The organism is Gramella sp. AN32, from assembly GCF_023718305.1.
Lineage (GTDB): Bacteria > Bacteroidota > Bacteroidia > Flavobacteriales > Flavobacteriaceae > Christiangramia > Christiangramia antarctica.
This window is the reverse complement of sequence record NZ_QEYO01000003.1, coordinates 1-19,162: the sequence shown is the minus strand read 5'-3', so window position 1 is coordinate 19,162 and position 19,162 is coordinate 1. Positions and strand designations below refer to the sequence as shown.

The following is a 19,162-nucleotide window of genomic DNA, read 5'->3' as shown; positions in this document are numbered from 1 at the left end:
AATTAGTTTTACAATTGCTTAATCGAAGAGTTTGGCATCTACGAGATTGGGAATGGTTAATTTTAAATTAGGATTAGATTTCATTGCCCGTTTTGCGGTAAAAATTGCCTCCTTATTTCTTGCCCATGACCTACGGGCAATTCCATTATTTACATCCCAGAATAACATCGATTTTAAGCGCTCTTCAGAGTCTTCATTACCCTCAAGAATCATGCCGAAGCCTCCGTTAATCACCTCTCCCCAGCCTACGCCACCGCCATTATGGATACTTACCCATGTGGCGCCCCTAAAACTGTCCCCAATTACATTTTGAATGGCCATATCTGCCGTAAAACTTGAACCATCATAGATATTCGAGGTTTCACGGTATGGACTATCGGTACCGGAAACATCATGATGGTCCCTGCCTAAGATTACATATCCAATTTCCCCCTTTTCAATAGCTTTATTAAATGCTTTGGCAATTTCTATTCTTCCTATCGCATCAGCATAGAGTATTCGCGCTTTGGAACCTACTACTAAGTTGTTTTCCTGGGCTCCCTGGATCCACTGAATATTATCTTGCATTTGCTGCTGAATTTCTTCCGGTGCTTCCTGCTTTAGCTTCTGAAGAACTTCAGTAGCGATTTTATCTGTCTTTTGAAGGTCTTCTTCTTTTCCCGAAGCACATACCCAGCGAAAAGGCCCAAATCCATAATCAAAGCACATGGGACCCATAATATCCTGAACATAACTAGGGTAAGCCCATTCCTGCCCCTCCCTAACCCTTCCCGAAGGGGAGGGAACAAAACTCCCATTTTTGTCTTTATAAACTTTTGCTCCTGCCCTGGAAGCTTCCAGTAAAAAAGCATTTCCATAATCGAAGAAATAAGTTCCTTTTTGAGTATGCTTATTAATGGCGGTTACCTGTCTTCGCAAACTCTCCTGAACTTTTTCTTTAAATTTTTCAGGATTTTGCGACATCAATTCGTTGGACTCTGCAAAGCTTAAACCCACGGGATAATATCCACCGGCCCAGGGATTATGCAGCGAAGTCTGGTCGCTGCCCAAATCGATATAAATATCATTTTCGGCAAAGTATTCCCAGACCTCTACAATATTTCCCTGGTAAGCTATGGAAACAACTTCCTTATTACTCCGCGCTTTTTCAACTCTTTCCGCCAGTTCTTTAAGATCGTTAATCACTTCATCTACCCATCCCTGCTTGTGGCGGGTTTGTGTTGCTTTAGGATTGACTTCTGCGCAAATGGTGATGCATCCGGCAATATTTCCGGCTTTTGGCTGCGCACCACTCATTCCACCTAATCCTGAAGTAAGAAATAATGCCCCATCCCCTGGCCCCTTTCCCTCTTGGGAAGGGGAAGTTTGCCATATTTTTCTGAGCGCATTTAGTACAGTGATCGTAGTGCCATGAACAATTCCCTGCGGACCAATATACATATAACTGCCCGCGGTCATTTGCCCGTATTGGGTGACGCCTAAAGCATTAAATTTTTCCCAGTCATCAGGTTTGGAATAATTAGGAACCATCATTCCGTTAGTGACCACTACCCGGGGAGCATTTTTATTCGAAGGGAAAATTCCCATAGGATGCCCGGAATACATGGCCAAAGTTTGGTCGTCGTTCATCTCTGCCAGGTATTTCATGGTAAGGAGATATTGTGCCCAGTTTTGAAAAACCGATCCATTGCCTCCATAGGTGATCAATTCTTCAGGATGCTGTGCAACTTCCGGATCCAGATTGTTCTGGATCATAAGCATGATCGCTTTTGCCTGTACGGTTTTACCCGGATAATCTTCAATAGGCCTGGCAAAAAAATCATATTCCGGCTTAAAGCGGTACATATAAATCCTCCCATATTCTTCCAGTTCGTTACGAAATTCAGGTAATAATTCTGCATGATGTTTTTTATCAAAATAGCGCAGGGCATTTTCCAAAGCCAGTCTTTTTTCAGCAGCTTCCAGGATATCTTTTCGCTTGGGAGCGTGGTTAATCGTGGGATCGTACTTTTTTGGTTCAGGAAGAACTTCAGGAATACCCTGAAGGATTTGCTCTTTAAAAGTCATGTTAAGATTCTTGAGTGTTCGTTTTCTTATTATATCCGTATGGACAATGGCGGCATCCGCTCTCACAGCAATAACCTCTTTTTAGATGATATTGCTCTGTAAAACATCGGTAACCCTCGGGAGTAAGGTAATAATCACCGTCTTCAACTGGAATTCTTTTTTTCTGAAAACCCATGCAGCTAAAATACAATTTCTTATCTTGAAAGCATGATTCTCATTGTGAATAGGCATTTTCTTTCTGGAAGGTTTAAGGGCATTAGCCTATGGCCTTTTGTGATCCTTGAAAATGCTCACCTCAAGAAAGATAAGTACTTTATCAACCATGAAAAGATCCACCTACGCCAACAAATAGAAATGGGGGTTATCTTTTTTTATATTTGGTATGCCCTTGAATTTTTTGTGCGTTATATCGATTGTCGAGATGCAATGCTTGCCTATAAGAATATAAGTTTTGAAAGGGAAGCCTATCGCAGGGAGGTAAATCTTAAGTACCTTAAAAAACGGCCTTTCTGGGCTTTTCTGAAATTTCTCTAAGATTATTCTTTTTCATCCTTTAGTTTTGCAACATGCAGGACTTTTTTGATTCAATCTCTTCGGAAAATATTCCCAATCAATTTCTAAGGAAATTTGAAGATGGAGTAGAAGTCTGGATCAAACGGGAAGATCTTTTGCATCCTGAAGTTTCCGGAAATAAATTCAGAAAATTAAAATATAATCTTCGAGAAGCCAAAGCCACCGGATTTTTAAAAATCCTCACGTTTGGTGGTGCACATTCCAATCATATCGCCGCCACTGCTGCTGCGGGTAACATATACGAATTTCAAACTATCGGGATTATTAGAGGCGATGAATTAAAAGCAAATAGAAACAAGTGGAGCGCAACTTTGAAATATGCAAAAAGTTGTGGAATGAGCTTTGAGTTTGTTAGTCGGGAAAAATATCGGGAAAAAGAATCAGCATCATTCTTAAAAGAATTACGATCAAAATTTGGCAAATTTTATCTTCTTCCTGAAGGAGGAATCAATGATCTGGCCATAAAAGGCTGCGCTGAAATTCTAAATAGTGAAGATAGAAAATTCGACTTTATTGCCGTATCCGTTGGAACTGGTGGCACGATTGGCGGGCTCATAAAATCTGCAGGTACTAACCAAAAAGTTCTGGGTTTTCCGGCATTAAAATCAGCACACTTTAAAAATGATGTTACAAAGCTGGTCGTAAAAACGAATTGGGAACTTTTTTCAGACTACCATTTTGGCGGTTATGCGAAAGTTGATGCAGCATTGATCGACTTTATGAATAAATTCAGCAAAGAATTTAAAATCTTACTCGATCCTGTCTATACTGGAAAATTACTTTTTGGTATTTTTGACCTGGCAGAGAAAGGTTACTTTCCCGCCAATTCAAAAGTTTTGGCCATCCATACAGGTGGTTTTCAGGGAATTCCTGAAATGAACAGACTCTTAAAAAATAAAAATTTGCCTCAAATTAACCTGATAGATGAAGATTAAACAAATTCTCACTTTATTTTTTGTTTCATTATTTATTTTCTCCTGCGGAAGTAAGAAAAAAGTAGTGACCCGTAAAGAGGATACAGTTGAAATTAATAACAGGGGGGAAGAAAACCGAAGAACTCCTGCGGAAGTTTTGGATGATGTAAAAGAAGAACTGCCCCGTAATTCCTATCATTATCGTGTGGAAGATTACATACGCGACTATGCGACTATCGCCCAGGAAGAAATGGAATTGTACAATATTCCCGCGAGTATCACTTTAGCCCAGGGAATACTTGAGTCCGGAGCCGGAAATGGGGAGCTTACCACTCACGCTAATAATCACTTCGGAATTAAATGTCATGACTGGACCGGAGAAAAAGTTTATCATGACGACGATCGCCGTCAGGAATGTTTCAGAAAATATAAAAATGCAAAATATTCCTTCCGGGACCATTCCTTGTTTTTAGCTAATAGAAAACGATATGCCGGTTTGTTTGAATTAGATCATGATGATTATAAGGGCTGGGCAAAAGGGCTAAGACAGGCGGGTTACGCCACAGATCGCCGTTATCCCGATAAACTTATCGATCTTATTGAAAGATATGAACTTTATAAATTTGACAATGGGAAAGCTCCTCGAAAAGCTGCCACTTATTCTTCCAATACCCAGGCAAATGCTGCCCAACACAAGGTAATTAAAGGAGACACGCTTTACTCCATTGCCAAAAGATATAACACAACAGTTGAACAGATTAAAAAAGCCAATCGTCTCAATGGAAATACTATCTCCATTGGGCAGGTTTTAGAAATTAAATAGGAAAACATTTTATGATTTATAAGAGGAGCAGTGAACTTTTTGCGAATGCGAAGAAAGTAATTCCCGGCGGTGTAAATTCTCCGGTTCGGGCTTTTAAAGCCGTGGGTGGCGATCCCATTTTTATCAAAAAAGCAAAAGGAGCCTACATTTATGATGAAGATGGAAATAAATATATAGATTATATCAATTCATGGGGCCCGTTAATTTTGGGCCATGCGCACAAACCCGTAGTAGATGCGGTAATTGAAAAAGCGAAAAACGGAACTTCTTTTGGGACACCTACTGAAATTGAGACAAAGATTGCAGAGCTCGCTGTAGAAATGGTGCCTAATATTGATAAAATTCGCATGGTGAACAGTGGAACCGAAGCCTGTATGAGCGCGGTTCGGCTTGCCCGTGGCTTTACCGGAAAAGAAAAGATCATCAAATTTGCCGGTTGCTATCACGGCCATAGTGATTCCTTCTTGATCCAGGCGGGGAGTGGCGCCATGACTTTTGGAACACCAAATAGTCCCGGGGTCACGCAGGGAACAGCCAAAGATACTTTGCTGGCGAGCTACAACGATCTTGAAAATGTAAAGCAACTAATCGAAAATAACAGGGACCAAATTGCCTGTATTATCATTGAGCCAGTTGCAGGGAATATGGGATGTGTCCCTCCAAAAAAAGGATTCCTGGAAGGTTTAAGAAGACTCTGTAATGAAACCGGAATACTTCTGATTTTTGATGAGGTCATGACCGGTTTTAGGCTTGCTGCCGGTGGTGTACAGGAAAGGTTGGGTGTAAATGCAGATATTATTTGCTTCGGAAAAGTAATCGGCGGTGGTTTGCCCGTGGGTGCTTTTGCCGCGAGAAAAGAGATCATGGATTATCTTGCCCCCATCGGACCGGTGTACCAGGCGGGAACTTTAAGCGGGAATCCACTGGCAATGGCAGCCGGATTAGCCATGCTTACTGAACTTCATAAGAATCCTAAAATTTTTGAAAGTATCGATAAAAAGACTGAATATTTACATCAGGGAATTGAAAAAGCCCTTAAAAAAAATCAGGTGCCGCATACAATCAATCGGGAAGGTTCGATGATTTCGGTACATTTTTCTGAAGAACCGGTGACAGATTTCGATTCTTCAGCTAAAGCAGCCTTAAATGGAATTTTCAATAAATTTTTCCACGGAATGCTGGAGCACGGAATTTATATCGCGCCCAGCGCTTTTGAAACCTGGTTTATAAGTGAAGCCTTGTCTTATAAGGATCTTGATAAGACGATTTCCGCAGTAGGGAAAGTGGCGAAGTTGCTTTAAAAGTCCAATCAAACCTCCCAGGTTTCCGAAACCTGGGAGGTTTTGCAGGGCAACATTTTAGTAGGATAATTGGGCAGTAAAAAAAGGATTAAAACTTTAGTTTCCTGAAGTAGTAGTCTTTATCCTCTTCGGTAATTTCACGAACCACCTTGCAGGGATTACCGAATGCGATCACATTCGCCGGGATGTCTTTAGTCACCACACTGCCAGATCCAATCACGGCATTATCCCCAATGTTAACTCCCGGATTGATCACCGTGTGGCCACCAATCCAAACCCCATTCCCAATAGTGACGGGAATGGCGTATTCTATAAATTTATTCCGTGGTTCCTGATGCACCGGGTGGCCTGCCGTAAAAATGCTCACGTTTGGAGCCATCATTACATTATCCCCAATTCGCACTTTGGCACAATCGAGAATAATAAGATTATAATTACTGTAAAAATTGGAGCCTACAAAAATATTATAACCATAATCACAGCGAAATGGAGGTTCAAAATAGAAGCTCTTTTTGGTTCCTCCTAAAAGCTCCTTCAGAATAGTGTTGCGCTGTTTTATTTCTTTAGGATGTGTATGATTAAAATCGAAAAGCAATTCTTTCGCTTTCAAACGTTCCTCAGAAAGTTCTTTTCCCATGGCAAAATATGGTTTTCCGGCCAGCATTTTTTCTTTTTCAGATTCCATTAAATCATTATTTAATTACATCATTTTCAATAATTCTTCCAGGTAAGATCGCGAGTTGGAAAGCCTGGGGACTTTATGCTGGCCCCCAACTTTATTATGCTTTTTCAACCAGTCATAGAAAAGATTTTCCCTGGCCTGGTGAACTTTGGGCATGTTCAGCGTCATGTTGTTATACCTCTTGGCTTCGTAATCACTATTCACTTCCTGTAGCGCCAGGTCTAATTGTTTCTGAAATTTGTCAAAATCTTTGGGTGGCGTTTTAAATTCTATAATCCATTCATGGGCACCTTTTTCCCTGCCCTCCATAAAAATAGGAGCCACCGTATAATCCATAATTTCGCAACTGGTCACTAGGGAAACTTTTTTTAAGGCAGATTCAGCGTTTTCGATGATTAGTTCTTCCCCAAAAACATTAATATGATGCTTGGTTCTTCCGGAGACTTTTATGCGATAAGGATTTGTGCTGGTAAAACGCACCGTATCACCAATTTTATAGCGCCAGAGTCCGGCATTGGTCGTAATTACGATGGCATAATTTTTACCAATTTCAACTTCACTAAGCGGAATGGCTTTTTCTTCCTCTTTTCCGTAGAGGTCCATGGGAATAAATTCGTAAAAAATACCATAATCCAGCATTAAGAGAAGATCTTTATTGTCGTTACGTTCCTGGCAGGCAAAAAATCCTTCGGAAGCATTGTAGATCTCATAAAACCTGAAATCTTCATTCGGCAAAATCTTTTGAAACTGTGGTGCGTAGGGTTCAAAACTCACACCCCCATGAAAATATACTTCCAGCTGGGGCCAGACTTCAAAAAGATTGTCCTTACCTGTGGTCTCGAGTACATTATTCAGCAAAACCAGCATCCAGCTTGGAACACCCGCTAAACTGGTCACTTTTTCATGAATGGTTTCATTAACTATCGCCGGCATTTTTATTTCCCAGTCATGCATAAGGGAAACATCATTACTTGGCGTACTGCTGAATTCTGCCCAAAATGGCATATTATCTATGAGGATGGCACTAAGGTCACCATAGGAAGTTCCATTTTCCCGATAGATTTCTTTGCTTCCACCCAATCTTAAACTTTTACCCGTGAACATTTGCGACTGCGGATTGTTGTTGAGGTAAATACATAATAAATCCTTTCCCGCAGCATAATGACAATATTCCAGGGAATCGTCACTCACCGGAATAAACTTGCTTTTGGCATTCGTTGTCCCACTGGATTTTGCAAACCATTTAATAGGCGTAGGCCAAAAAATATTGTTTTCGCCACTCCTGCTCCTTTCTATACAATTCTCCAGGTCTTCATAACGATGAATAGGCACCTGCTCCTGAAACTGGCGATAGTTTTTTATTCCTGAAAAATGGTATTTATTACCTATTTCAGTATTTCGGGCTTTAAAAATTAGATCTTTAAGAAGTTCGTTTTGAACCTCATGGGGATATTTAATGAACAATTCCATTTGATGGATCCTTTTTTTAAGGAACCATGAAGCAACGGAGTTAACTAGAGGAATTGGCATTTTTAATAGTATATTTAGGCTTCAAAATTATTGAGAAACCCTGTTTTTCGTTAAAAATAAACGAAAGTTTGGTGCTGGCAAAAATTATTCATTCAGCCATAAATAAAATTTCATGAGATACGAAGGCGTCTTAACAAAAATGCGAACCGAATTATTGGAAACCGTGCAATATTACCTGGTTTGGGATCATGATTTTATAAATATGAATCAGTTACTGGATAAAAAGTTAAGCATTAATTTTTTAAGGTTTGAATGTTTGAATTGTGGACTCCAAAAAAAGATATTTAGACAGGGTTATTGTTACGATTGTTTCAACTCTATTCCCCAGGCGGGAAATTGGGTGATAAGCCCGGAGTTGAGCAAAGCCCATTTGGATGAAGAAGATCGTGACCTGGAATTTGAAAAGCGCTCACAACTACAACCCCATGTGGTTTATCTGGCCAATTCCAGTGACGTTAAAGTTGGTGTGACCAGGAAAACTCAAATCCCAACTCGTTGGATCGACCAGGGCGCGCATGAAGCCATTGAAATTGTAGAGGTTCCCAATAGATACCTTGCCGGAATCACTGAAGTTGCTTTGAAAGATCATGTGAGCGACAAAACGAACTGGAGAAAAATGTTAACCAATGAAGTACTCGATCTTAATCTTCAGGAAGAACGGGAAAAACTGAAAGAATTTATTCCAGCTGAGGCTAAGGATTTTTATCTGGCTAACAGCAAGGAATTGGAAATTAAATTCCCGGTACTGCAATTTCCGAAGAAAATAAAAACGCTTAATCTCGCAAAGAATCCTTTCTACGAAGGAGTCTTAAAAGGCATTAAAGCACAATATCTCATTTTTGAGGATGGCACGGTCTTCAACGTTCGCGGCCACGAGGGTTTTGTTGTAGAAATGAATATTTTTTAATTTTCTCAAATAATATTCTTTGAAATCATTGAGACCCTGAAACCAGTTACTATTGACGTATGTTTATTTGGTCTCGTAATGACGAATGCTTTGTCACATTTAGCGGAGTCGAAATGTGCAAGCAGGATTTCAGTACATTGGTTATTGCTAATTGTTCATGAGATTCCTCCCTTTGGTCGAAATGACCTGGGTGATATTCTTTTAATTATTTATTATTCTGAAGCATTTAATAGTGGAAGTCATTCCGAACGCAGTGAGGAATCCCATGGAGAGACTGCTTGATTTTCGTTTTTTTCTTTTCCATTGCTGAATCCTTCGTCTTTGCTCAGGAAAAACAAAAAAGCTAGTCTGCAGTTTCTCGTTCACCCGTAACGGTTTAAATCCTAAAAGAATTGAACTCGCTTCGCTCAAACAGCAATTCTTTTGAACGAATTTTGCACCTACGGGTCCCGAATCCGAAACTGAGGACGTTTCCCTGGTTGTCACTGCGACGCTTTGTTTTATTACCATTGAGGTATTTATTTACGTAGTATAGACCCTGAACCCAGTTCAGGGTGACGATCTGATCTTTAGAATTGCCGTCATGCTGTCCCGAGCTATCGGGAGGTTTCAGTATCTCATTAGATATTCTAAAAAATACGTCAATTTCCTACGCTAGATAAAGATTTTTATCACGGTCTCAGGATGATGAAAGTGATATTATTTTAACTTCCAACTTCTCACCGCTAGTTGTTCCCAGTAGTATCCGTTTTCTTTTTATTGTTTTTCAAAATTCCCCCTAAAATATTCTTCGCGGCATTCTGAACCTGCTCCTGATTGGTTTTATTGATCGAATCCCTTTTTGTTTGTGGAATCGTTCTCGTGGAATCGGTTGCTGTTTTGGTGGAATCGGTCGTGGTATTATTTCCTTTATTAATCATTCCGCCAATTAAATTGCCTAGCGCATTTTCCCCTTTTTCCTGAAGTTTACCTTTTTGTTTTGCCACTATTTGCTGCGTAAGGTTATTCACGGCCTGTTGCATATTCAGGTTGATCTGCGGATTTTGAAAATTTCCTTTGATACCAACAGGTAAAGCAACTGTCATATTTTGGAGGTCGTTCCCGCTTAACTGGCTCAATGTATTTCCAATTTGCGATCCCAGATATTTCGCCGGAACATCCAACGATAAATTATAATTCATGTTCATATCAAATCCATGGCTTCCGGAAACTTCTACATTAATTCCCTTTACATCAAAATTGAAAGGAGCGATCTCAACCTGCCCGTTATTAAAGGTGAGCTTTGTCTTCAGCTTACTAAGATCTATATCATTGAAATTGACAAAATTCAACTTGTTATCCAATTCAGCCAGAAGTTTCGCTTTTTCAGGATCAATTTCCGCAGTAAGTAATTCAGCTAAAGCATTTCCGGCTAAAGAAGCCATTTGCGGCGTAAGATCATCATTAAGATTACCGGATAATTTAAGCGTAGATTGAATTTTTCCCTTTAAAGCGGTAGCGATTGGTGCTAAATTCTGCATCATTTCCAAGCCATTAAAGGAGGAAGCAATATCGAGTGAATTTAGATCGAGATCCATTTCAAAAGTAGGTGTCTCATTTTTTGTTGAAACCAGCCCGTTAAGACCAATGGAGCCATTAAAAATACTGGTTGAAATATTCTCCAGTCTGGCCGTTTCATCCCTAATCACCAAAACACCTTTAGCGTTCTTCAGTTCTAAATTGTCATAAAGAATGGTATTGGCATTAAAATTTAACACGATATCCAGGAATGAAGGAATTTTAATCGCTTCTTCTCCGGTTGTTTTTGAAACAGTTTTGGTGGTTCCTTCCTCGGTCTTTTGTGTTACTTCTTCCGTTTTGGCAATCATAAAATCATTTACACGGAAAGTATTAGATTTCGCCTGAAATTCTCCTTTAAGCTGTTGATCTGTAAATAAGAAGCCCATCAGGTTTTGTAGTGTTCCCGAAGCTTCCAAATCGGTCCTCCCGGTAGTAAGGGATAATTCAGGAATTTTTACATTTCCCTGATTAAAATACATGTTGGCTTTAGAAATCTTTACTTCATTGGGAATCTCCGGCGATCTATAACTAAAATTGGTGATCGTAGCGGTACCGTTACTATTTACATTTTGATATTGTTCTTTTTCGATAGAGTTCATATCAAAACTGGTTCTAATATCAGCATTTAGAATACCATTAAGATCCTGTTCCAGTTCAAGTGGATAGGCCTGGCTCAAATTGGCAAGATTTACAGTTCCTTTTAGTTCCATGTTTACGAGCATATTTTCCGTGAGATTGCTCACTTTCCCATTTATGGCAAATTTGTCCTGTTCAATTCTAAAGGTGGCATTGCCAATATTCAAATAAGTATCTTCTACCAGGCCGGTGTCATTCATCAGCTCCATGGCCAGGTTGATATCCTGCACACTTTTGGGAAGATCTGGATATTTGAAGGAAGCATTGTCTGAACTTATTTTGATATCCAATTTTGGAATATATGTGTCATCCACGGTTCCAAAGATTCTTCCATTAACCACAAAATCACCGCTGGTATCCACATTTTCAATATTTTTGGCATAAGTTTCCGGAATCACCGCGAGGAAATTTTTAAAATCTGAAGAAGGCGTTTTAAAGCTGATATCCATTTCCTGGTTATTTTCATTTACCTGCACAAATCCGTCAAAAGTTAAAGGCAGCTGATTGATCTTTGCTTCATTTTCTAAAAAGGTATACCGCATATTTTCCAAATCCATTTGGAAAACGGCATCCAGAACCACATTATGCTTGTTGAGGTAATTCACGCCATCAAAATCGAAACTTACCATAGCTTCTGAATACGTATCAAGTTCAGAAGTATCCAGGGAAAAATCCCCGGTGCCTTCGTGATTAAGATGTAGCACATCCAGTGCAATTTTCCCTTTTTCGTCTACATATTTTACCCGGGAATCATTGATCTCATAATGTTTGAGATCCAGACTAAATGCTGAAGCGGTATCTGCAGGCGTTTGCGTAGCGGTTGAATCGACTTTGGCAATATCATAATTTGCTCTGCCTAAAGAATCTATTTTAATGTTGATAAAAGCATCGTTCAATTTGAGCTCATCAATTTTTTTGGGTTCGCTGCTGCCTTTGAACAATTCTTTTATGGACATTTCCAGTACTACTTCTTTACTTTTGGCCAGCGTATCCCCGGCAAAAGGAGCATTGTTCACCACACTCAAATCATCAATCACCAGCGTTGCCTGCGGAAAACTGCGGAACATGCTCAGATTAATATCTGAAAACTCAACTTTAGCGTTTACATTATCGTTGATGGTTTTCCTGAGTAAATCTTTTAACTGCGATTCAAATATATAAGGTGCAGCTGCAAGTAAGATCACCAGGGTTAGCACTACAAATCCAAAAATTTTTAAAGCTTTTTTCATTTTTCTATATAATTTTGGCTGAATGTTTCAGCGGGTCATTCAAAATTTAACTCTTCTGCCGGTTTTAAACTGAATTTTTTCCGAAGCGCATACACTGCCGCATATAAAAACGGAGTATCACATACCGCCACCAGCACTTTAAAAAGAAATCCGCTAAGTAACAGTCCGCCAAAAAGTTCCCAGCTTATTTTCCCAAAACTACAGAGCAAAAACAAGACCGAAAAAGTATCCGCAAATTGGGAAAGAAAAGTAGAAAAATTATTCCTGATCCATAAATGCCTGCCCTGGGTAATTTTTTTCCAAAAGTGGAAAAGTTGAATATCGATATATTGGGCGATCAAATATGCGACCATCGAGGCAAAAACCGCAATGGCGGTAGCACCAAAAACCCGGGTGAATAAGGTATCGCCAATTGGGGACCAGTTGGTTGCCGGAGCATACTCTGAAATTACAATAATTAAAAGTGAAAAAAATGAGGCAAAGATTCCAGCGGTGACCACCTGGTTCGCTTTCCGTTTCCCGTAAATCTCGCTAATAATATCTGTAATTAAAAAAGTGATAGGGTAGGGCAGGATCCCAACCGAAATCTCAAACCTGTAAATTCCAAAAAAATCCCAGTAAAAGAATTTTTGAAAAATGAGGTTCGAAACCACTAGGGACGAAATAAAGAGTGCGCTTAATATCAAATAAATATGCAGTGCCCTCGACTTATCTTTAGAATTAAGTTCTGCCAAATTTTTTTATTAAGTCTTCAGGCAAAATTAAGGGTATGTGCTTTTGTTTTGCTTAATTTGCTGTGAAATTATTTTTTCCTACTTCTTAAAATTCTCTTAATTCATTTTGGATCTCCCGAAAACAGTCACAATAGCGCTTGGTAGTAACCTGGGTAACCGCCTTCAGTTCATGAATATTGCCCTAAGACGAATTCATGAAGAAATAGGCTGGGTTAGGGAATTATCCGGGGTCTATGAAACCCCGGCCTGGGGTTTTGAGGGCAATACCTTTTTGAATGCCTGTATTTTGGTTTCTACCCGATTGAGCCCCGATCTCGTTTTGAAAAACTTATTAAAGATAGAAACGGAACTTAAACGTGACCGGGGCGATAAAAGCGCTTATCAAAACCGGACTATTGATCTTGATATCCTGCTTTTTGAGGAAGAAATAATCACTTCTGAAAAGTTAACAATTCCACATCCGGGAATTTCTACCCGAAATTTTGTGCTTTTTCCACTAAGGGATATTGCGGCAAATGAAATTCATCCAATCCTAAAAAAACGGATTTCTGAACTTTTAAAAGAAAGCAGTGATAATTCAAAAGTTGAGTTAACGCGACTGAAATTAGAGAAACCTATCCAAACGTATTCTTTTCCCCAAAGAAATTATATCGCGGTAGAAGGAAATATAGGGGCAGGAAAGACCAGTTTTTCTACCATGATCTCTCAGGATTTTAATGCCAAACTTATATTAGAACGTTTTAAGGATAACCCTTTCCTGCCCAAATTTTACGAAAATAAAGAGCGGTATGCCTTTCCGCTGGAAATGTCTTTCCTGGCTGATAGATATCAGCAGCTTTCAGATGATCTTGCGCAGTATGATTTGTTCAGGGATTTTGTAATTTCAGATTATGATGTTTTTAAATCGCTGATATTCGCCCAAATTACCCTGCAGAAAGAAGAATATTCGTTATATCACAAGCTTTTTCATTTGATGTATAAAGAGCTGGTAAAACCGGAACTTTATATATATCTCTACCAGTCTACAGATAGGCTGCTGGAAAATATTAAAAAAAGGGGACGGGATTACGAGCAGAATATCCAGGCGGAATATCTAAGCAAGATTAACCAGAGTTATTTGAATTTCATAAAAACCCAGAAAAATATGCAGGTAAAGATTGTGGATATTTCCGGGATGGATTTTGTGAACAACCGCCACGATTATTTACAATTACTGGACAAGATCAACCAGTAGTGAACCTAATTTTCGAAAAGAGGTCCCAAAGTACCACGCCTGCGCTTACTGAAATATTGAGCGAATGTTTACTGCCTTCCTGAGGGATTTCAATAACCCCGTCGCTTCCAGAGATCACTTTTTGCTGTACACCTTTGATCTCATTTCCAAAAACCACGGCAATTTTTGAATTATTTACCGGTAAAAATTCATGTAAAGAAATTGAATTTTCTGCCTGTTCGATGGCATAAATTTCTATATTTTCCTGCTTTAATTTTTTCACCACTTCTAAAATATCTTCAAAGTGTTCCCATGCTACAGTTTCCGTAGCGCCTAAAGCGGTTTTCTGAATGTCTTTATGAGGCGGAGTGGCCGTGATCCCACAGAGGTATATTTTTTCAATAAGGAAAGCATCGGCTGTTCGAAATATGGAGCCAATATTATTAAGGCTGCGCACATTGTCCAGAATTACGATAATAGGGGTTTTGGCCGCTTCTTTAAATTCGGATATCGATTTCCGGTCCAGTTCAGAATTTTTTAATTTTCTACGCTTCATGCCGCAAAAGTATAGGAAAATTTTTCGGCTGAAAAGTGTCTCAAAATTAAATTAGTACTGAGCATTTATTAATCAAATCAGCCTGGCCGGGTAGAAAACTCACTTAAGCTTAAAACAGAAAACAAAATAATGAACAATAAAATTAAAGCTATCATCGAATATTTATTTCAGGAGTGAAGATTACCTGAAGAATATAGGGATTCCTAGCGTCTAAATTACTAAATTAAGGCTGCTAAGTAATTGATTGTTCAAAACTTAACCAGTTAATTGCTTTATATAACCAATTTGATAATTTATGGATGAACCTAAAAAAATCCCTCACCTAAAACCCAGGCCTTCCCATGCTGAAGATCTTGTTGACCATTATTGGGGAAGTATGAATTATGTTTTTAGCCTTATAAAAGCCTCTGAGTTAAAAGCAGGTTTAATTCTTTCATTTTATGGGATTCTGCTTAATTTTATTTTTCAGAATTTATCTGTGGCTTATGCAACTTCTGAAGATAACGTTTGGTTTTTCCTTTTTTCAGCAGGATGGTTTTTTTGTACGGTGATGTCTATTTATTTTAGTATTCGCTGTTTTATGCCGAAAATGGAGAACAAATACGATCGCAATATGTTCTATTTTGGTGATGTGGTGAAAAAGTTTGGCACTATAAAAGAATTCTCTAAAACTTTTTACGAAACGAGCCTGGATGAAGATAAACTTTTCGATCAGCTGGGGCAGCAAATCTTTATCATTTCAAAAATTGCCTCCTTCAAATTTAGGAATGTGAACCGCTCCCTTAAATTTCTTGCCCTTGGTCTGGGAATGTTACTCCTGGTTTGCATAAGCATAGCCATGAAAGACTTTTTTTAGAATTGACCTGCTTTCTACGGAAACCGATAAAGAAAATTGATTTATTATGAAGAATGAAAGGTATATTCTCAACAATATCATTTATTGAACCATCCTGGTAAGTTTTTCAATAAAATACATTTTAAACATCCCTCTATTTTTAACGGAAATTTCACCGCGGTAAGTGCAATCATAATGATCACAAATAAGATCATGCGTACTTTCAGATATATTGATTTTACCGGTTTCTGAAGAGGTTTGCATTCGCGATGCTATATTAACCGTATCTCCCCAAATATCATAAGCAAATTTGTGGGTGCCTACCACACCTGCGACCACTGCCCCGGAGTGAATACCAACCCGTACTTCCAAACCCCCATATTGAAATCTCGGATTATCTTCTGAATCTTTCACGAAATCCAGGATTTCAAAAGCAGCTGCCACTGCTTTTTGCGCATGGTTTGCATCTGAAAAAGGAAGGCCTGCAACAGCCATATAACAATCGCCCATGGTTTTGATTTTTTCAACCTTGTATTTGGCCATAATTTCATCAAATTTAGAAAAATAGAAATCCACAGTTTTAATCAATTTTTCGGGAGGAAGATTTTCGGCAAATTTGGTAAAACCCTTGAAATCGGCAAATATAACGCTTACCATCTCAAACTTTTTAGCATCCACACTGCCGCTATCTTTTAATTCTTTGGCCGTTTCCTCAGGTAGTATATTCAGCAGTAAACGATCGCTTCTATTTTTCTCATTTTCAATAAGGGCACTTGTGCGCTTTATAAAGCGATTACGCCTATAAAGACCAACAGCGAGTATGGCTATAAGGGCTGCGGTGACCCCGGCGGTGATATTAATTAGTTTCTGATTCTTTCTTTCTTCGTTTAAGAGGCCTATTTCTGCCTGCTTTTTAAAAACTTCATTATCTGCCCTCAAACCGGCCATTTCCTGGGCAGAGGTTAAATTTCGAACACTATCCCTATAGGTGATATGGTCTTTATAATATTGATAGGATTTTTCTGTTTGCCCGCTGGCTTCATATAATTGTGATAGTTTGAGGTTAGCATCACTAATCTGATCCTTAAAACCATAAAGCATTGATAATTCCAGGCTTTGTTGTGCAAAATCTATAGCGGTACCGAGATCATCTTTTTCAAAGTAAATTTCAGACATATAGATGAGAAAAACGCAAATAGGGTAAAAATCCCCATTCTTTTCCAAAATATGGGTGGCTTCGGAAAGGTTCTTTTCAGCCATTTCATGATTGCCCATTTTTGCAAAAACCAGTCCTGTATTTCCTAAATTATAGGCCAGGCCTTCCTGGTAATTTTTGTTTTCGAAGATTTTTCCAGATTCCCTGAAATACACCAGGGCTGAATCCAGTTCATCGTGCATAAAGAACTCATCTCCGGTATTAAGGAGTGCTGAGCCTAGTTTTATACTATCAGGAATGGCCCTCAATTCCTTTATGGCAATGCGATAGTAGGAAATTGAACGATTGTGGTTCCCCATGATGGAGTAGGCATCTGCAATGGTTATATTGGCTACCCCAACTTCCGTAATTAGTTTGCGATCCTCGGCAATCTGGGCAGCTTTAAAGTAATTATCCAGGGCATTGCTAAGATCCCCTTCAAGGCGCAATGCATTCCCTGTTTGAATATAACCTGAAAAGAGCAATTTTGGGGAATCAACTTTTTGAGCCGCTTTAATGAGAAGCGTAGAGTAACGAAGTTTTTCTTTAACCTCCAGCTCATTTTCGGCAATCTCCCTTAAAGTATGCAATTTTTCAACTGGGGAAAGAGTGTGTTTTTGGTAAATAGTTTTGAGGCTATCTGCTATATTTTGATCCTGGGAATAGGTATGCTGCCCGATTAAAAATATCGAGAGATAAAAGAGATTACGAAAAAATTTAAGAGAAGTTCGCAAAATTATGGTTTATTCCCAATGTACCTTAATCAATAGTCCTTACCTGAATTTTAGGGTCAATTTGAAAAGTACCATTTCTTCTTTGTTCATTGTTTTTTACCTTAAATTTAATTATGTATTTTTCTTCTTGTCCGTTTGTATTAGCCTGAACTTCCCCTAACACAGTCCCGGGCACATCTCGACTTTCATTAAGTTGATTGGTGCCAAAAACATTATGGCCTCCGTGATAATTTATTGAGGTGATTATCACTTCATCAAGATCGCTACTTGTCGACTCGCCTTTCCAAATAATGAAATCCCCTGGTTCTACTAGTGTTGTATAATCTTCATTAGACATTTCCTGGGTTTCTTCAAAGTAACAGGTAGTACTGGTATTGTCTTTAGTGACTTCCGCAGTTTTAACTTTTAGGATGATAATATGGGTATTTTGAGCTTGTATGAAAGTGAAAGGTGCTAGGGAGAAAAGCAATACTAAGGTGAAGATTAGATTTTTTGGCTTCATAATACTATGTTTTGGTTGGTTCTTTAAAAAAATGTAGGAAATAACGTATTTATCTGAATAACAATATTTTACGCAAAACCAATTTACTTCTTTTTCAATTAATATTATCGTTTTTCATGATTAATAAGATTTAAGAATTATTACAGGAATTAACAAATAATAGAAGTTTAGTTTGTTTCAAATCCTCGTTTTGAGTAATTTCAGACCAATTAAAACCTAACATCTTCAGGTATGAAATTTTTAAAAAATTCCTCAGTCTTAATATTCTTTTTCATCTTCGGAAACACCTTTTCTCAAACGATAAATACTAAAAATACACGCCTGCTTTCCCAGCCGGCAATAAGCCAGTCTAAGATTGCCTTTATTTATGCGGAAGATCTCTGGACAGCTAACCTCGATGGTTCCCATCCACAAAGGATCACTATTGATGAGGGTGTGGAGAGCAATCCGGTTTTTTCTCCAGATGGCAAGACGATCGCTTTTTCTGCTGAATATGATGGAAATCAGGATGTTTTCACCGTTCCTGCAGAAGGAGGGATCCCAAAAAGATTAACCTGGCATCCTTATCCCGATATGGTTCGCGATTTTACTGTAGATGGGAAAAAAGTACTTTTCGCTTCCCAGCGGGATATTTTTACAAACCGTTATGCCCGCTTGTTTGAAGTAGATATGGAAAATGGAAATGTGGAACCGCTAAAAATCCCCAACGCTTTTTGGGCAAAATATAATACAACCGGGGATCGTATTGCTTATACCCCTATTTCCGACAGGTTTACTCAATGGAAAAATTATAGAGGTGGTACGGCAACGAGGATCTGGATCTATAATCCTGATAATTATGAAGTAGAAGAAATTTCGAAACCGGAAACTGGAAGTAATGATTCCCAACCAATCTGGCTGAATGGGAAAGTATATTTTAAAAGTGACCGCGATGGGGAATTTAATTTATTGAGTTATACGTTTAGCGACTGTTTTATACTTTCTTGAAATATTGGATTAGCGGTCACCATTCTTTCTATTGTTTGGTGAAAGATACTTTGTTTACTCTGTGAGCGGTTTATCCTAAAACAGAACTCATCAAAGTAGGATTGGATATGCCATTTACTTACATGGGTCGGAATAGCCCTCAACCAAGATTTCAATTGCATTATAACGATATGTAGTTCCTTGA

The 19,162-nt window shown here is 38.7% G+C and carries 17 protein-coding genes and 1 pseudogene; 8 read left to right on the top strand and 10 right to left on the bottom strand.

The window, feature by feature from the left end:
- Window positions 1-18 precede the first annotated feature (18 nt).
- Both DHD80_RS04515 and DHD80_RS04510 read right to left on the bottom strand, forming a co-directional pair.
- The gene (locus tag DHD80_RS04515; RefSeq protein WP_251739956.1) at window positions 19-2,067 is read right to left on the bottom strand and encodes a urocanate hydratase; all 2,049 of its coding nucleotides are present in this window, start codon (window positions 2,065-2,067) and stop codon (window positions 19-21) included.
- Window position 2,068: 1 nt separating this feature from the next.
- Window positions 2,069-2,242, bottom strand: a complete 174-nt coding sequence (locus tag DHD80_RS04510) for a DUF5522 domain-containing protein (RefSeq protein WP_251740254.1) — start codon at window positions 2,240-2,242, stop codon at window positions 2,069-2,071.
- Between the two features lie 32 nt (window positions 2,243-2,274).
- Between DHD80_RS04510 and DHD80_RS04505 the strand changes: the two genes are divergently transcribed.
- The 4 genes from DHD80_RS04505 to hemL are packed head-to-tail and all read left to right on the top strand — an operon-like array spanning window position 2,275 to window position 5,678.
- Entirely contained in the window at window positions 2,275-2,601 is a 327-nt protein-coding gene (locus DHD80_RS04505; RefSeq protein ID WP_251739955.1) for a hypothetical protein, read from the top strand.
- A gap of 32 nt (window positions 2,602-2,633) precedes the next feature.
- Window positions 2,634-3,575, top strand: coding sequence for a pyridoxal-phosphate dependent enzyme (locus DHD80_RS04500; protein WP_251739954.1), 942 nt, complete (start codon window positions 2,634-2,636; stop codon window positions 3,573-3,575).
- Window positions 3,565-4,377 carry a glucosaminidase domain-containing protein gene (locus DHD80_RS04495; protein WP_251739953.1) on the top strand — a complete coding sequence of 271 codons (813 nt, stop codon included), beginning with the start codon at window positions 3,565-3,567 and terminating at the stop codon, window positions 4,375-4,377. The genes DHD80_RS04500 and DHD80_RS04495 overlap by 11 nt, the downstream gene beginning before the upstream one ends.
- 11 nt (window positions 4,378-4,388) lie before the next feature.
- Window positions 4,389-5,678, top strand: a complete 1,290-nt coding sequence (gene hemL, locus DHD80_RS04490) for a glutamate-1-semialdehyde 2,1-aminomutase (RefSeq protein ID WP_251739952.1) — start codon at window positions 4,389-4,391, stop codon at window positions 5,676-5,678.
- 88 nt (window positions 5,679-5,766) lie between these two features.
- Here the strand turns inward: hemL and DHD80_RS04485 are convergent, their stop codons facing one another.
- The gene (locus DHD80_RS04485; RefSeq protein WP_251739951.1) at window positions 5,767-6,363 is read right to left on the bottom strand and encodes a sugar O-acetyltransferase; all 597 of its coding nucleotides are present in this window, start codon (window positions 6,361-6,363) and stop codon (window positions 5,767-5,769) included.
- A gap of 15 nt (window positions 6,364-6,378) precedes the next feature.
- On the bottom strand, window positions 6,379-7,890 hold the full coding sequence (locus tag DHD80_RS04480; protein ID WP_251739950.1) for a GH3 auxin-responsive promoter family protein: 1,512 nt from the start codon (window positions 7,888-7,890) through the stop codon (window positions 6,379-6,381).
- Window positions 7,891-8,002: 112 nt separating this feature from the next.
- Here DHD80_RS04480 and DHD80_RS04475 point away from each other — a divergent pair, with 112 nt between their 5' ends.
- Window positions 8,003-8,797, top strand: a complete 795-nt coding sequence (locus DHD80_RS04475) for a DUF2797 domain-containing protein (protein WP_251739949.1) — start codon at window positions 8,003-8,005, stop codon at window positions 8,795-8,797.
- Window positions 8,798-9,522: 725 nt separating this feature from the next.
- Here the strand turns inward: DHD80_RS04475 and DHD80_RS04470 are convergent.
- Window positions 9,523-12,222, bottom strand: a complete 2,700-nt coding sequence (locus DHD80_RS04470) for an AsmA family protein (protein WP_251739948.1) — start codon at window positions 12,220-12,222, stop codon at window positions 9,523-9,525.
- 35 nt (window positions 12,223-12,257) lie between these two features.
- On the bottom strand, window positions 12,258-12,956 hold the full coding sequence (locus DHD80_RS04465) for a queuosine precursor transporter (protein ID WP_251739947.1): 699 nt from the start codon (window positions 12,954-12,956) through the stop codon (window positions 12,258-12,260).
- Between the two features lie 106 nt (window positions 12,957-13,062).
- Here DHD80_RS04465 and folK point away from each other — a divergent pair, with 106 nt between their 5' ends.
- Window positions 13,063-14,190, top strand: a complete 1,128-nt coding sequence (gene folK, locus DHD80_RS04460) for a 2-amino-4-hydroxy-6-hydroxymethyldihydropteridine diphosphokinase (RefSeq protein WP_251739946.1) — start codon at window positions 13,063-13,065, stop codon at window positions 14,188-14,190.
- Here the strand turns inward: folK and DHD80_RS04455 are convergent.
- Window positions 14,180-14,725, bottom strand: a complete 546-nt coding sequence (locus DHD80_RS04455; RefSeq protein ID WP_251739945.1) for an RNA methyltransferase — start codon at window positions 14,723-14,725, stop codon at window positions 14,180-14,182. The genes folK and DHD80_RS04455 overlap by 11 nt on opposite strands.
- A gap of 295 nt (window positions 14,726-15,020) precedes the next feature.
- Here DHD80_RS04455 and DHD80_RS04450 point away from each other — a divergent pair, with 295 nt between their 5' ends.
- Window positions 15,021-15,581: a Pycsar system effector family protein gene (locus DHD80_RS04450; RefSeq protein WP_251739944.1), complete on the top strand. Its 561-nt coding sequence runs from the start codon at window positions 15,021-15,023 to the stop codon at window positions 15,579-15,581.
- An 81-nt stretch (window positions 15,582-15,662) separates the two neighbouring features.
- On the opposite strand, the gene DHD80_RS04445 is transcribed toward DHD80_RS04450, so the two are convergent.
- Together DHD80_RS04445 and DHD80_RS04440 are read right to left on the bottom strand one after the other, a co-directional pair.
- Window positions 15,663-17,489 (bottom strand): adenylate/guanylate cyclase domain-containing protein, encoded by a 1,827-nt coding sequence (locus DHD80_RS04445; protein WP_251739943.1) that lies wholly within the window; start codon window positions 17,487-17,489, stop codon window positions 15,663-15,665.
- A gap of 25 nt (window positions 17,490-17,514) precedes the next feature.
- Complete coding sequence (locus DHD80_RS04440; RefSeq protein ID WP_251739942.1) at window positions 17,515-17,991, bottom strand: hypothetical protein; 477 nt, start codon at window positions 17,989-17,991, stop codon at window positions 17,515-17,517.
- A 231-nt stretch (window positions 17,992-18,222) separates the two neighbouring features.
- Between DHD80_RS04440 and DHD80_RS04435 the strand changes: the two genes are divergently transcribed.
- Window positions 18,223-18,978, top strand: a complete 756-nt coding sequence (locus tag DHD80_RS04435) for a hypothetical protein (protein ID WP_251739941.1) — start codon at window positions 18,223-18,225, stop codon at window positions 18,976-18,978.
- On the opposite strand, the pseudogene DHD80_RS04430 reads toward DHD80_RS04435, so the two are convergent.
- Window positions 18,945-19,162 (bottom strand): annotated as a pseudogene (locus DHD80_RS04430) (IS1595 family transposase); the annotation flags it as partial. The gene DHD80_RS04435 and the pseudogene DHD80_RS04430 sit on opposite strands and share 34 nt — an antisense overlap.